Origin of the sequence: Microcoleus sp. K1-B1, from assembly GCF_036704705.1 — a bacterium.
Taxonomy (GTDB): domain Bacteria; phylum Cyanobacteriota; class Cyanobacteriia; order Cyanobacteriales; family Microcoleaceae; genus Microcoleus.
In genome coordinates this window covers 31,558-45,537 of the sequence record NZ_JAUBSH010000042.1, presented here as the reverse complement: position 1 = coordinate 45,537, position 13,980 = coordinate 31,558, and the positions used below count along the sequence as shown (strand labels likewise).

9 protein-coding genes and 1 pseudogene are annotated in these 13,980 nt (G+C 47.2%); 6 read left to right on the top strand and 4 right to left on the bottom strand.

Translation table 11 applies throughout. From position 1 onward, the window contains the following. Positions 1 to 119 precede the first annotated feature (119 nt). Both QUA83_RS16850 and QUA83_RS16845 read right to left on the bottom strand, forming a co-directional pair. On the bottom strand, positions 120 to 830 hold the full coding sequence (locus tag QUA83_RS16850; RefSeq protein WP_333294468.1) for a sugar transferase: 711 nt from the start codon (positions 828 to 830) through the stop codon (positions 120 to 122). Positions 831 to 1,103: 273 nt separating this feature from the next. Then, positions 1,104 to 5,462, bottom strand: coding sequence for a hypothetical protein (locus QUA83_RS16845; RefSeq protein WP_333294466.1), 4,359 nt, complete (start codon positions 5,460 to 5,462; stop codon positions 1,104 to 1,106). 1,218 nt (positions 5,463 to 6,680) lie between these two features. Here QUA83_RS16845 and QUA83_RS16840 point away from each other — a divergent pair. The 4 genes from QUA83_RS16840 (at position 6,681) to cobT (ending at position 10,270) form a co-directional block, all read left to right on the top strand. Beyond that, on the top strand, positions 6,681 to 7,394 hold the full coding sequence (locus QUA83_RS16840; RefSeq protein WP_190663937.1) for a Crp/Fnr family transcriptional regulator: 714 nt from the start codon (positions 6,681 to 6,683) through the stop codon (positions 7,392 to 7,394). Positions 7,395 to 7,483: 89 nt separating this feature from the next. After that, positions 7,484 to 7,981 carry a universal stress protein gene (locus tag QUA83_RS16835; protein ID WP_333294463.1) on the top strand — a complete coding sequence of 166 codons (498 nt, stop codon included), beginning with the start codon at positions 7,484 to 7,486 and terminating at the stop codon, positions 7,979 to 7,981. Positions 7,982 to 8,237: 256 nt separating this feature from the next. After that, entirely contained in the window at positions 8,238 to 8,993 is a 756-nt protein-coding gene (locus tag QUA83_RS16830; RefSeq protein WP_333294462.1) for a DUF2232 domain-containing protein, read from the top strand. 170 nt (positions 8,994 to 9,163) lie between these two features. After that, entirely contained in the window at positions 9,164 to 10,270 is a 1,107-nt protein-coding gene (cobT, locus tag QUA83_RS16825; protein WP_333294460.1) for a nicotinate mononucleotide-dependent phosphoribosyltransferase CobT, read from the top strand. A gap of 283 nt (positions 10,271 to 10,553) precedes the next feature. Here cobT and QUA83_RS16820 read toward each other — a convergent pair whose 3' ends face one another. Then, on the bottom strand, positions 10,554 to 10,952 hold the full coding sequence (locus QUA83_RS16820; protein ID WP_333161046.1) for a hypothetical protein: 399 nt from the start codon (positions 10,950 to 10,952) through the stop codon (positions 10,554 to 10,556). Between the two features lie 656 nt (positions 10,953 to 11,608). Between QUA83_RS16820 and QUA83_RS16815 the strand changes: the two are divergent. Together QUA83_RS16815 and QUA83_RS16810 are read left to right on the top strand one after the other, a co-directional pair. Continuing rightward, positions 11,609 to 11,737: pseudogene (locus QUA83_RS16815) on the top strand (phycobiliprotein lyase); the annotation flags it as partial. After that, positions 11,734 to 12,843 (top strand): extracellular solute-binding protein, encoded by a 1,110-nt coding sequence (locus QUA83_RS16810; protein ID WP_333294456.1) that lies wholly within the window; start codon positions 11,734 to 11,736, stop codon positions 12,841 to 12,843. The pseudogene QUA83_RS16815 and the gene QUA83_RS16810, both read left to right, overlap by 4 nt. Before the next feature lie 404 nt (positions 12,844 to 13,247). On the opposite strand, the gene QUA83_RS16805 is transcribed toward QUA83_RS16810, so the two are convergent. After that, positions 13,248 to 13,778: a hypothetical protein gene (locus QUA83_RS16805; protein WP_333294453.1), complete on the bottom strand. Its 531-nt coding sequence runs from the start codon at positions 13,776 to 13,778 to the stop codon at positions 13,248 to 13,250. Between the last annotated feature and the right edge of the window lie 202 nt (positions 13,779 to 13,980).

Here is a 13,980-nt window from a genome sequence, read left to right as displayed (position 1 = left end):
ACTCGCCCCCATACCTCACAACGCTTGGGCACCGCTATATTTAATCGGTTTTTTACTATTTTATCCCGTGTTTTTTCCTAAAATTTAAAATCCAAAAACACCCCAAAACAGCAAGTCTATTAACACGCACCGTTTTTACTCAAGACAACCAAAATTGTTTTGCAAATCAGAGTGATGTCGTAGACAACAGACCACTTACCCTGATAGTCGAGATCCATACGGACAATCTCATCAAAGTCTTTAACTCTAGACCGTCCGTTGACTTGCCACTCCCCAGTCAGACCGGGTTTGACATTTAAACGTTGCCAGTGGAACTCGTCATAGGCAGCAACTTCATCGGGAGTTGGCGGTCGAGTTCCCACCAAACTCATGTCGCCAACTAACACATTCCAGAATTGAGGCAACTCGTCTAAACTCGTGCTCCGCAAGAAGCGGCCGACGCGGGTAATTCGCGGGTCATTTTCATTCTTAAAAATGTGACCCTTGGCTTGGTTGCTAACTAAATGTTTGAGATTTTCTGCACCGACAACCATAGATCGAAATTTCCATATTCTGAAATGTCGCCCTTTGAAGCTGCAGCGGACTTGACTGTACAGCAGCGGGCCCGGATTGTCCAACAGCATCGCCACAGCCACCGGCACCGCCACCACAGCAGCAATTGCCAGTCCCAGCAGCGCACCCAAAATATCGATCGACCGTTTTACCTTGCTCGTTACGGATCGGTGATGCTGTTGTTTTGATACACAGACTCTGTAAGTAGATTCTTGAAAAAATAAGGACAGCATTTCTGATAATGATGATTTCGACGAGACACCCATCGGAAATTTCATATGATTTCTCTCAACTTTAACGATCTCTTACGTCCATCTTATTAGCCATCCCAAATCTGCAGAACCTGAAATGCTCAGCTTTGCACAATCTTTAAAAAGCAATCACACTTTTATAAAGTTTCTATGTATTTTTTATAAAAACGTATAAAGTTTATGTAAACTTACGTAAATTTACAGAAAAAAGTTAGTCCTGGACGCAAAAAAACCTGGTTTCGGCTAGGACTCTTCCCGGAAGACAGGGAGGATTATACTGAGAAACGGGTTTTTTGCCGTTTAGCGATAAATATCGGTGCGAACATCCCAAGCAAGTGTTAGCGGCTCTAACAATTTTTGCTGGCTGCTAGAGGCGAGTTTACCTAAATATTCACGAACAACAGAGGCGTGTTCGAGATTCAAACGATAACCCCGTGAGACATCTTCAAAGAAAAGCGGCTCGGCCAAAATTGCTTCCCAATCGGGATTTTGCCTCGACTCCTCGCTCAGCAGCATGAAATCTTCCTCCGCAGGCACAAGTCCCGCTGGCAAATTTCCTTCCAAAATCCGCAAAATCCGGGGTTCGCAGGTACGGGTATTCACGCCTTGGCGTTCCAACAACTGCAAAATTTCCTGAAAGCTCAAAGTTTCCCCGCCCAAAACCTTCATTAATTCCCACAGCAGAAAAAAGTCGCTGTACTGCTGCTGCGACACATCCAAAATGTGAGGATAGAGCGCCAAACTCGCCAACCCGCAGGCAACTCGACCAATTTTTTGGGGGAAATTTGTACTTTGAGATACAGAATTTAATGCAGAATTGTCAATCTCAAAAATATCTCGATCGCCCTGCAATTCCTGGTCTTGAACCACGATCGCATTCGGCAGCTTCTGCCGCAACCAGCGGGCGATCGCAGGCCAAGCACCCATACCCCCCGCACAAATCGCCTGATTAATCCCCGCCGGCGACATTCCCGCGCGGCTGAGCAAAGCATTCAATTCGCGGTTCAACTGCTGCACAAAAGGCACTAAAACCAGACTTTCCAAATCTTTGCGCTTCACATCCCAATGCTGCTGACCAATATCCAAAGCAAAACTTTTTTGATGTTGCAAAGTAACTTTTATTTGTCTTGCCGCCTCCAGCAATTGCAGCCCAAAAGCAGAACCTTGTAACCGCTGCTGCAATTGATAGCGACTCGGCAAATCAGGATGCCCCGGACGTGGCAAATCGATCGACATTCCCCAAGTTTCATTTTTAGCCAACAACTGACAGATAATATCCTGATCGAAAGCCTCGCCCGCAAAACCAAAACTCTGGCAAGTAAAATCAGCACGAGTTAAATCTTGAAGATTGGACGGCAACTCAACTAAAGCTAATTCCACCGTCGCCGCCCCCGCATTCAAAATCAAAGTTCCCCCGCTAAAAGACGAAGCATTCACACTCATCGGTGCAGCTTCTTCACCGCCCTTAGCAGAATCCACGGCTGATGACTCGACTTCCATGCCATTTTTCACAGGAGTTACAGCAGCAAGCAAAGTGGCGATCGCATCTTCCACCACAAAAATTTGCGAACCAGAAGCCACCAGAGACGCACCCAAAACCGCCTCCCGCAGATTAAACATATAAACATCCGACCAGCCGGCCGGAGTCCCCAAAATTACACCCTGCAAGTCTAAAAGCGCCGCATCGAGAGTTTCTGGCGTCAGTCCCGAAGCCCTACAAATTAAATTAGAAACTGGCAATCCTGCAAAAATCGCCCTTGGTGCAGAATCCAAAACTTCCCCCGATCCGTCAAATTTTTGCCCCCGCAAACTCGGATTCAAAGTAGCCAGCAGCGCCCGCACACATTGCAGCGGCAAGGCGATCGAGAAAGCCTGCAAGGGCGACCACTGCAACAGCGGTTCGTACATCCCAGCAGCCTCCCGCTGATAAGGAATGCCCACCTTTAAAGGCAATTTAAAATTTTCCAGTAAAAATTCTCCAGCAGGCAAAGCCTGGGGTCGGAATCCCACCGACTTGACTGTCACCTCTGACCCTGGGCTACCTGGGGCTGTTTGGGCCAGCACCGCAGCCGAGGGAATCCGACAACTGGGGTCTGCTGGCCAAGCCTCAGCCTGCGATGCTTCCCAGTAAATCGGGTGCAACTGGCCGCTGGTGCGATCGACCAAAGCCGCAGACAGCCCGCTGGAACCGAAATCAATGCCCAAATACCAGCTAGAATTCCGGCGTTCTGGGGATGGGGCGATCGCACCTGCTGCAGAATGCCCAGCCGCCTCTTGCTGCTGTGTTTCGGCCAACTCGCTAAAATCGGTTTTCCCCTCAACAACTCCTGCTTTACTCTCTGTCGAAATTAGGTTTTTTTTTTGACTTTCTGGAGGGTTCGATCGCAGTTCGTTAGTTTCGGCAGTTTCTGGAGGGGGAGAATCAGTCAAAGGTCGATCGGTCTCGGTCAAACTAGCTAAAATCTCGTCTAGCGTCAAATTCGAGTCGTCTTCCTCAACAAACAAATCATCCTCAAGTTCGTCTTCCAAAACAAAGGGTTCATCATCAGAGGAGAGTTCCAACACATCCGAGAACAAATCCTCCAGCGTGCCGAGTTCTTCCTCTGCAGCCTCCGCAAAGGGATTGTTTGCAATGCCTTCGGGGGAACTCGCCGATAAATCCAAGCTGTTAGCGGCTGAGAAATTCGATCGCCCGAAGCTAGTATTTTCCAATCCCTCCAGATTGTAGAGGTCTGCCTCCAACAGTTCCAGAGTATTGTTGTCTAAATTGAGAGCTCGATCGAGGTCATCTTCTAATTCCTCGACCGGCAGCAAATCCTCATCCGGCGAAGCTTGGATGTACCCATCATCAAGCCGCTGCGAGGATGAGTCGAAATCGCCAGTTTGAACGTCACCGGCACTTGGCACACGGGACTCGGCACTGGGGAGGTTTGGGCTAATTTCGGCAGGCGTTCTCAACGGCAAAGCTGTTGATTGAGGGACTGTAGCGCCGAACTGATCGCCTTGGTTTTGACCCGTTTCTAGATTTTGTCGATCGTCCCCGTCAATTTGCACCTCAGCAGTTGAGGGTGGTGCTGCTGAAACTTGAGGTACTGTTGCCAATTGCGGTTCAAATAAATCTGCACTATCTAAAGTTAGAGACTCTACAGAATTCCCCATTACAAAGTCAGAATCTTCATCTACTAAAATCTCTTCCAAAGATTCGCCTTCATCCAGCAGATTTACAAACAAATCTTCGGTCATTTTTAGCGATTCGGCCGTTTCCTGATCCGTCGTCGCTTGGTATTCTACACCTTCACTTTTGGTTTCAATTACAGTGTTTTCTACCGGGAAACTTTCGACTTGTAATTCTACTTCAGGAACCGCTTCTCCTGCGAACAAACTTGCATACAAATCCTCAATATCTTCGCCTGTTTCTGTTAAGCTATTCTCGGATTCACCGCCAGTAAACCCAGTTGCATTTCCAGATGTTTCGGGTGTAGAACCCAACAAATTATCTTCCAACTCTGGGAGCAAAATGGGGGCTTGAATGCGATCGCGATCGCGCCTCAACTGTTTGAATTGGGGAGAAATTTCTGTACCGGCGTAGGGAAATCTGTCTTGTTCTCCGAATTCGCCGGTGCGAATTTCCTGCACCGAGTCTCCCGTCTGAGTCTCTGCATCTGAGTGCTCGATCGCAGTATTTGAAAGGGCGGGAGCGACAGGAGATCGATCGGCTGCGGTTGGGGTGACGGTTTCGAGATTATTTGCTAAATCGATCGGCTGTTGAACGTAGGAAGACGCTTCTCGCCCCAACTGTGAGGCCAAGTGGTTGACCAATGCCGCGAACATCGCCTCGCTCTGCTCGCTCAAACCGTACATATTTTCGAGTTCTTCTCTCAAGGAAGCTTGATAGCTTTGCAGATTTGCTTGCAAAGCCTCGAACACGGTACCCATCCTAGAATCGAGACTCATCAGCAGACTGTCAGCATGAGATTGGAACAGTTGCATTTGTTCCAACCTCTGAGCCGGCGTCAGCAGCGGGTGTTCTTCTGAGGTTTGTCGGTTAAGTGTTACGTCAATAGCCGATGCTTCTGATTGTTCACTGCCCAAAGAGTATGGTGCTGAGATGCTTTGCAATAACTGATTTTCTAGCGAACTTAGAATTTGGGAGAAATCGCTAGTCAAGGTTTCTTCCAAGCGAGCAGTCAGTACCTGCAAGAATTCTGCAATGATTTGCTGTTGGTTGGCTTGTTGCTGAGCTAGGGATTGTTGCTGCTGCCGTTTTGCTTCTAGCTGTTTGATTTCTTGAATTAGAGCTTGCTGCTCTTGCCGCAGAGCTTCTATGTCTTCTTGGAGCGGCCCTGTCAGGTTGGAACGCAGGTTGCTGATTTCTCCGGTTACGGCAAGCATGATTTGCTCTGCTGCTGAGGGGCCAGGGGCGGGCAGAGGCACTTTGGGCACTGGAACTGGTTGCGGGCGGACATTTGGGCGGGCGGGGGTTTTTGGGACCGTTAGCTTTGAGTCTGAGGAAACCAGATAAGCGCGAACTCGCTCTAAAAGTTGACGCTGGTGGACAGTATCAAGAGAACCCGTCCAAGGCAAGCGGGGTGCGGGCTTGCTGAGTACCTCGTCAATCTCAGCAATCAGTGCTTGAATTTTGTACTTCTGAGAATTCAAGGGTGGAACCTCTGGGAATGCGGCTTGGGAGAAACTTTACCGACAAAAGACTGAAGTCAATCGATTTTAGATTTTAGATTTTAGATTGAAGCATTGACCTCACGGATCAATTCGGGGGCTCCTTTATCGGATACAGGTTTTTTATTTCTGGACGGATGACTCCGGGGGCTTGTATCCTGGATGCTTTCGGTCAGGCGGCAGCGATGCCAATAGATAGAATAATCTGAATGCGAGTCAGTCAATAATTCACTAATATTTTCTGACAACAGTTAATTAACCTTTTGTCTTCGGATAACTTCTATTGCCTATCATAGGTTAGCCGGTACTTCCGCACCAAATGCCCGCTTCTATCAATTGCAAGTGCTGTCAAATTCTGCGGCTCAGGGGCGAGTTTCCCGGCCCGGAGGCTGATTCCTGCTCGGAATAGCTGCGATCCCGGCGAACTCTTGCCTTCACCCGCTTGAACGGCGGGCGGCACACTGTCACCCCGAGTTTCGTTAGCATGGTGGCGCGCCAGTGTCTGTTCATTTTTCACCGACTTGGAAAAAACCTCAAACAATTTGCGATTTGGAATACCAAGATTGGGGATTGTCCCGGTATACTGGATATGAGTAACCTTTTATCATAGCCTTTTACCTGTGTTCATGGCTAGATACTAATGGTACAATAATCTTGGGGTAGCAGAAAAGTTTGCTGGGAAGTGGGTGGGTTTCGCTCGCCAAGAGCGCCAGTATTTAGGCTTGCAATGGCTGTGGATTTTGCCGATCGTGCTGACATTGGCCAGGTTCTAGGCAGTTGCTCGGATTTGGGCTCTGTCTACCGTGCTTGCACCCCTTGCGATCGTGGATTCTGCCTTCTCGACTGCAGGGCCGACTGACAACAAATCTCTCAGCAGTGTTAAGCTTGTCTTCGCGAAGTGCTTTCAAAGGTAATTCGATCGGCTCAGTCGTTTGCCACATTGCTAAAATTTTGTTAATAAAATTTGCTCAGTGGTATATATCTAAAAAATTATGGTATATTCTTTAGTTTCTGGCTCCAAATCAGAGCTTGAGGCTATTAATTACCATATTGAGCCTTTGACCGCAAAACTTTAGAGGTAAAATTGCCGATTTTAGATCCTTGTTTCTCAAATCTTGAATCTCAAATCGAATGACTCGGCTGCAAGCTATTTGTAACTGCCCAGCGCAGCTCAAGCGCATAAATTAAAATGATGGCCTCATGGAAGACCGCTTTAACACCCGAGACCCGAATTCTAATATAAATCAATTGATAGTTTCTACTCCTTTTTTTGCAGGATTACCCGATCCTGTAATCGAGAGAGCAACTGTCCACATCGTTACCCGCAGTCATCCGTCAAATCAAGTGATTTTACTCGAAAATGACTGGGGAACATCAGTGTATTTTATATTGGATGGTTGGGTGAAAATTCGCACCTACAACCTAGACGGAAAAGAAGTAACACTGAATATTTTAGGGAAAGGAGAATTATTCGGGGAAATGGCCGCGATCGAAGAAGCACCGCGATCGACAGATGTGATCACCCTAGCCCCGACACTGATCGGCAATATGCCATCTCAGGATTTTGTGCAGCTCATTCATACTGAGCCGCTAGCAGGCATTCGCCTAGCTCAACTGATGGCGCGTCGCCTGCGACAAGTCAACCGTCGCCTGCGTTTGCGAGAGTCCGACAGTACCTCGCGAGTAGCAGATATTCTCTTATTTTTGGCCGAGGGGCAAGGCAAAAAAATCCTGGAAACAGGAGGTACAGAAATACCGAACCTGCCACACAGAGAATTAAGCAGCCTCAGCGGGCTGGCTCGCGAAACAGTAACGCGAGTGCTGAGCAAGCTGGAAAAAAAAGGAACAATTCAGCGCGAACGTGACGTTTTGTGCATTCCCGACCTGCACGCCTTAGAGCGTCTGTTAGTCTAGAAGTATCAGAGATTGCTAATTTGAATTAGATTCAAAAGCACTCTCTGTTAACTAACTGATATTAATGATTTCCTGCAGGAGGTAAAGCTGTGAGTTTTAAGAAAATTTTCGCCGCCTTAGATGATTCTGAACTCGGCCACCGCGTCTTCACTCAAGCTTTAGAATTAGCTCTGAGCGATCGCGCCCAGGTGATGCTATTGAACTGCGTTACTGTCAGCACGATGGGGGAGACGGCAGTGCCAATTCCGGTAGATTTGGGAATGAATGTCGAGTTAATGGATCAAGCTTATCAAGCTCAACGTTTGCGGCTGGAAAGCGACGTAAAACACGCTTCTGGTTTGCTGAAAAATTACTGCGACGCCGCAGCAAAAAAAGGATTGCAGGTGGAATTTGACTGCAAAATGGACGGCGATCCGGGGCATTGTATCTGTGAAGCCGCCGAAAATTGGGGCGCAGATTTAATAGTGTTGGGGAGGCGTGGCCGCACGGGGCTGGCAGAAGCTTTCCTCGGCAGCGTCAGCAATTATGTCGTTCACCACGCATCTTGTTCGGTTTTGGTAATCCAGGAAGTCAAAATCGAAAAATAATGCTGCTGAAAATTTTTGCTGAGAATATCAATCTAAAATAAGACTTGCGTTTCTACCGAAACCCGGTTTCTGCGAGCAATATTAAATTTGGCGGCGAGGCATCCCAACACTGAAACCGGGAATCAGCCGTATCGGGCGCAAGTCCCGTAAAATCTAAAATCTAAAATCTAAAACCTAAAATCGCCAAATCGGGAACCAGCCGTATGGGCGCAAGTCCCGTAAAATCTAAAAACTAAAATCTAAAATCTAAAATCGGATGAGTGATTTTTTGTCAGCAGATGCTGCGTCTAATTCGGGTAGTTCTCCTAGTAAAAATAACGAGCCACAAACCGCCGATATTTCAGCAAGGGCTGGCGATCGCACCAATCCAGATCCGGGGAAGCGCGCCTCTGGGGAAGCGCCTTTAAGGCTGGTAGAAACGGCTTTTTTGGCAAGTACCGCTAGCTTAATTTGGCTGGTAAATTATTACTTTCCACTGGGGCCTTTGCTGCGGGTTTTTTTCCCGATACCCATCGCTCTGGTTTACTTGCGCTGGGGCAACCGAGCAGCTTGGATGGCAGCTTTGGTATCGGGTTTGCTGCTGTCGGTACTGATGGGCCCGACGCGGAGCATTTTATACGTGATGCCTTTTGGAATTATGGGAGTTGCGCTGGGAGGACTTTGGAGGCACAAAGCGAGGTGGTCACTCTCTATTAGTGTGGGCGCTCTCATTGGTACTGTAGGCTTCTTTTTTCGGTTTTGGCTGCTGTCGGCGTTGGTGGGTCAAGATCTATGGGTTTACGTAACGGCCCAGGTAACAGAGATGGTGGAATGGGTGTTTGTGAAGCTGGGCTGGCTTAATGTACCGAGTTTGAACACAATTGGGGCGATCGCCGCCGGGATGATTTTAGTTAACAATATTGTCTATTTATTTGTAGTGCATTTAGTAGCTTTGCTGCTATTAGATCGTTTGGGAAATTCAATTCCGCGGCCGCCGCGCTGGGTGCAACTTTTGATCGATTATGAAGAGTAGTTATTGGGAGTTGTTGACTGTTGACTGTTGACTGTTGACTGTTGACTGATGACTGTTGACTGTTGACTGTTGACTGATGACTGTTGACTGTTGACTGTTGACTGTTGACTGATGACTAATAACTAATAACTAATAACTAATAACTAATAACTAATGACTAATGACTCACTATGATTGGTATTTATACAGAAATAGAACAGGGCCAGCGGTGGCTCGATCGCTACCGGGGACGAAAACCGATATTTGCCTGCGTGTTAGGATTTACCGCTACTGGCTTAATTCCGGGGATTTCAGCAGCAGGAGCAACCCCGCACGATCGGCAATTTACTTGTTTAGCCGATGCAGAATTTTTGTATAACGGCCCCCAACCGTCGCCCCAATATCCTTTGCCGCCCCTAGAAGCGGGTGCCTCGCCGGTATTGATATCTCGCGCTGTAGTCGAAGCTTTGGAACTTCCCCTTTACCTATTTAATGCTGGTTTGCCCCTCCCACCTCCCGTACCTGCAATTGATTTGGGTGGCACTCCGGCAAAGTGTCTGATTTCGGGGAATGCTTTAGAACTCGAAACAGTCAAACATTTGCTTGAACAAGGATTAATTTGGGGAGCTAAATTGGCTGCTCAAACTAATGGCAGCTATTTAATTTTAGGGGAGTGCGTAGTTGGGGGAACGACTACTGCTTTGGGCGTGTTAATGGGTTTGGGTATTGCAGCAGCGGGCAAAGTTAACAGTTCTCATCCTCGCTGCAATCACGCTCAAAAATTGGCTGCGGTGACAGCGGGACTCAATAATGCTGAGTGGGAAATTGACGGACAAAACAGCACTCCCCTGGAATTGGTAGCGGCGGTGGGCGATCCGATGCAAATAGCGGTGGCGGCAATGGCGATCGCCGCGAGTCGGACTTGCGGGGTACTTCTGGCCGGGGGCACGCAAATGCTGGCAGTGTACGCTTTGATGCAAGCCTTAGCCAGGGAATATGCTCTGCTATGGCGTCCCGAACAAGTTGCGGTGGGGACTACGCGCTGGGTGGCCGAAGACCCTACAGGAGACACTGTAGGACTTGCGTCGGAGATCGGCGGTGTGCCTCTGTTGGCCGCGCAGCTAAGTTTTGCTGGATCTCGCTACGGGCAACTGCAAGCTTACGATCGCGGCTATGTTAAAGAAGGTGTCGGTGCGGGAGCGTGTGCGATCGCCGGTGGCTTGACTGCAAATTGGACTCCAACTCAACTCCTCCACGCTGTTGAAGCTTTAGCCTCGCGCTGTGAGATTAAACATTAAGTAGATAGTTATAAGAATCGATGCCAGATTTGTGAACTTCTCTCTTTCTTCTCTTTCTTCTCTCTCTGCGTCCTCTGCGCCCTCTGCGGTTTGTAAAAAAAAATCTTGTTCACCAAAGAAATAGCCTTCCTATTTCTACACAATATCTCGCTTTCATGCAGTATTCTTCCTGTTAATTCCCCGACCGAAAAAACTCTCTGCAATAACTCTATAAGTAGACGAGCATAAATCAACGCAACTTGTATTTTTTTTTTGATTAGTACCCGATCCCCGCTAGCAATATTTAATTAGGCCCGCCTAGATGTTGCGAGTGCATTCTTTTGGAGAGCAACTGTTCTTCCAAGGCGGCAATTCGATTATAAGCTGCTGTTAGCTGAGCTGTTAAGCGCTGGATTTGAATCTCTGCGCTCAACTCTTTTTCCAGGCTTTGAGAGTTCTTGTCGAAGTAGCTGTCATCTAACAGTATGTCTTTGTGTTCGAGGAGGCCGTCGAGACTGCTGTAGCTTTGATAGGGCGAGGTTTGGTCATTTCCTACCGTTCCAGAGCGATCGTTTCTCTGTTGCTGAGTCAGCTTCGTCTCCTTGGCAGACTCCAAGAGCTTTTCATTGAGGTTTTCTATGAGTTTGTAGAGGGCCTCGACTTGTTGGCTCAATACTGTAACTTGCTGGCGGAGCGCTTCCATACAATCATCCTTTGGCTCGTAACTTATATCTTTATATTTTAGGTAAATCTTTACATAACTTGGATTTATCACTAAATTATTTAATTTTTGACGTAATTGTTGTGTTCCCAATCCTGACGGTATATTTAGGGAGCCAGCTAGAAGATAATCGCTCGCCATTCGTGAGTCGATTGTAGATTTTATAATTGAGGTTTTACATAGTCTTGGACACAGGAACCGGGTGGGTTAACCCCCATACTTCGTTCAAACCTTCAATCAGAGTTAAAACGTCGGGTTTCTGAGAGTCGGAGCGCAGAGCGTCCTATTAGATTGACTTCGCTCTCGCTAGTGCTTTCAGGATTTAGATAAATTGATTTTTAGTTTTTTTAGTTATTAAGCTGTCGCGGATTTAAAAAGGATTTTTCACTTCGGTTGTGTAAAAAGCGTCATCCAACGGCAGATGGCAGCGCTCTCCTTGTTTCGTTATATTAAAAAATGTAACACAGATGCAGTCGATCGACCCGGCTGGGGAGCAAAACTGGCTCAAAGGAACTTGGAGCACAGAAATTAGGTGTTAAGTTGAGGGAGTTTTCGGCATCGGAAAGCTCGATCGACCAGGTAGAAGGTAAAATCAGGGCAAGACTCAAACAGACTCACAGCGCAGCAGAACCGAGTACAATGGCTCTGTGTTTGAAAAAGAAATAAAACAAATCGGCGCCAACTACCGGACTCGACAAACAATTATTTCGCGGGCTGTAGAACACAAAACGATGGGTCAATATTTAGAAAAGCGGATTGACAGGTGAAACGAAGGTCTTTGCTATTGGGGGCCGCAACCCTAACTTTAAGTCAATTGGCGGCAGGGTGCGACTCGAAGCCCATTCTCAAAATTCGATCGCTCAAAAACGGTATTCCGGCCCAACTGGTAAGCAAATTTAGCCGCGATGTACAACCGTCTCCACTTTTGCAGGTAAGGCAAGAAGCACAATTAAAAGAATTATTCGCCCTGTTGCAGGAGTGGAAACAGGTTCCCGAATCAAAAAATCAAGCTAACTTGGTGATGTTGGGAGATTACTGGCTGACTTTGGCAATTAGGCAAAAATTGATTAAGCCGATCGATCCTGCTAAGTTGGCTAATTGGGCACAATTGCCCGAAAGGTGGCAAAATTTGGTAACGCGAAACGATGACGGTTTCTTAGATGCCAGAGAAAACGTTTGGGGTGTACCTTACCGCTGGGGAAGTACGGTAATTGCCTATCGAACCGACAAATTTAAGGCTTTGGGGTGGACTCCGACAGATTGGAAAGACTTGTGGCGATCAGAATTGCGCGATAGAATTTCTCTACCAGACAGTGCCAGAGAAGTTATCGGTTTAACATTAAAAAAACTCGGAAAATCTTACAATACGCAGCAATTAGATCAAGTACCAAATCTTAAACAAGAACTCGCAAATCTGCACCAACAAGTTAAACTTTATAGTTCTGACGCTTACCTGCAACCATTAATTTTAGGCGATACTTGGTTGGCAGTAGGTTCATCTGGGGACTTGCTGCCGCTGCTGCAAACTCAAAAGGATATTGCTTTAGTAATTCCAGTTTCGGGAACTGCACTTTGGACAGATTTGTGGGTAGAACCAGCATCAGGGACTCCAGTTTCTTTAGTGGAAAAATGGATTGATTTTTGCTTACAACCTCGGGTTGCTCCTCAATTATCTTTGCTGGCTAAGGCTAGTTCGCCGATAATTGTCGGCATGAAACCCGAAGATTTGCCGGAAGCTGTTCGCACTAATTCTGTATTGTTGCCGGATGCTAAGATTCTTGCTAGTAGCGACTTTTTGCTGCCTTTTGGGGATGCGGGGATTGCCCAATATCGATCGCTCTGGCAAGAAACTAGGCAAGTAGTGAGAAGTTAAATTACAGCGAGGTACATAGCTCTTATAGGGACACGGTGTCGCGCCTTTGGGAGTGTCAACTGAAGTTCGTTAGTCATCCCGCGAGTCCGCCAGGGGTTGAAACCCCTGTCTAATAGCTAAAGTCCTCTCAAAGAGGACTGAAGAACTCATTATATCATTTCCGGTAACACTCCTTATGATGTTGAGTGTTGACGGTTGACAGTGAACAGTGAACAGTGAACAGTGAACAGTAAACAGTGAACTCGAATTTACTATTCCGATGCTAACGGATTTGATATTAGTCGTCTTCAGACGACTTTAGCTTTGAGGCAGGGGTTTCAACCCTTGCCGGACTATGGGTTTGACCTTAAGTTGACACTCCCAAAGGCACGGCGCCGTGTCCTAACTCTTGTAAGGACACTAATCTAAAATCTTTTCACCCTTCCTCGAAGACCCGGATTTGAGAGAGATTCTAAATCAATGCGACAACTAAGCCGATCGCCCTTACACGAATAAACTGCCAAAGCAGTGCCTTGACGGTTGCAAACTCGCACATTGTAACCATAATCGTTGGCGACAGTGCCAAAGCGATTAACAAACTGATAGCGTTCCATATAATCGAGCAAACTCCAAAGTTGGCGATTGACTATGATAATTACCCAAGTATTGCCGGGATCGACAAACCAGCGATCGAGCAATTTGCCGCCAAACTGTTTTTGAGCTAACCACAGACTCGGCACGCTTTTTTCGGTTTGCGAAAGCGGGGGCGACGGGAAATTAGCCGCACTGCCAGTCGGGCAGATCGGCTCCTGGGAAAAAGCCGCAGATTGCTCACCCAGCAAGGCTCCGAGGCACGCAGAACAGGCGATCATGAACAAAAATAAACTTTTTGTCAAAATGCCATGCCTACGACGGTAAACTTGATTTTTGTGGCTAAAGTTGTGGTAATTCATCATCTTATTAGACAAGATTGCATAAATCATTCATTGATACAGAAACCGCAGATGTAAGGCAGATAAACACGGATAAACGCAGATAATTTTTTAAATTACTCGTTACTAGGCTGGAGCCTAGTAACGCAGATCCGGAGGCTCTGCCTCCATGTTTCCAAGCGAGGCAGAGCCTCTAGATTTAGGTTCCCAGGCTATAGCCTGGGAA

Excerpts from the sequence above, each read along its gene's own strand:
- QUA83_RS16830 (WP_333294462.1), top strand. The coding sequence starts at position 8,238 with ATGAGTGATTTTTTGTCAGCAGATGCTGCGTCTAATTCGGGTAGTTCT.
- QUA83_RS16850 (WP_333294468.1), bottom strand. The coding sequence starts at position 830 with ATGAAATTTCCGATGGGTGTCTCGTCGAAATCATCATTATCAGAAATG.
- QUA83_RS16805 (WP_333294453.1), bottom strand. The coding sequence starts at position 13,778 with ATGATGAATTACCACAACTTTAGCCACAAAAATCAAGTTTACCGTCGT.
- cobT (WP_333294460.1), top strand. The coding sequence starts at position 9,164 with ATGATTGGTATTTATACAGAAATAGAACAGGGCCAGCGGTGGCTCGAT.
- QUA83_RS16840 (WP_190663937.1), top strand. The coding sequence starts at position 6,681 with ATGGAAGACCGCTTTAACACCCGAGACCCGAATTCTAATATAAATCAA.
- QUA83_RS16820 (WP_333161046.1), bottom strand. The coding sequence starts at position 10,952 with ATGGAAGCGCTCCGCCAGCAAGTTACAGTATTGAGCCAACAAGTCGAG.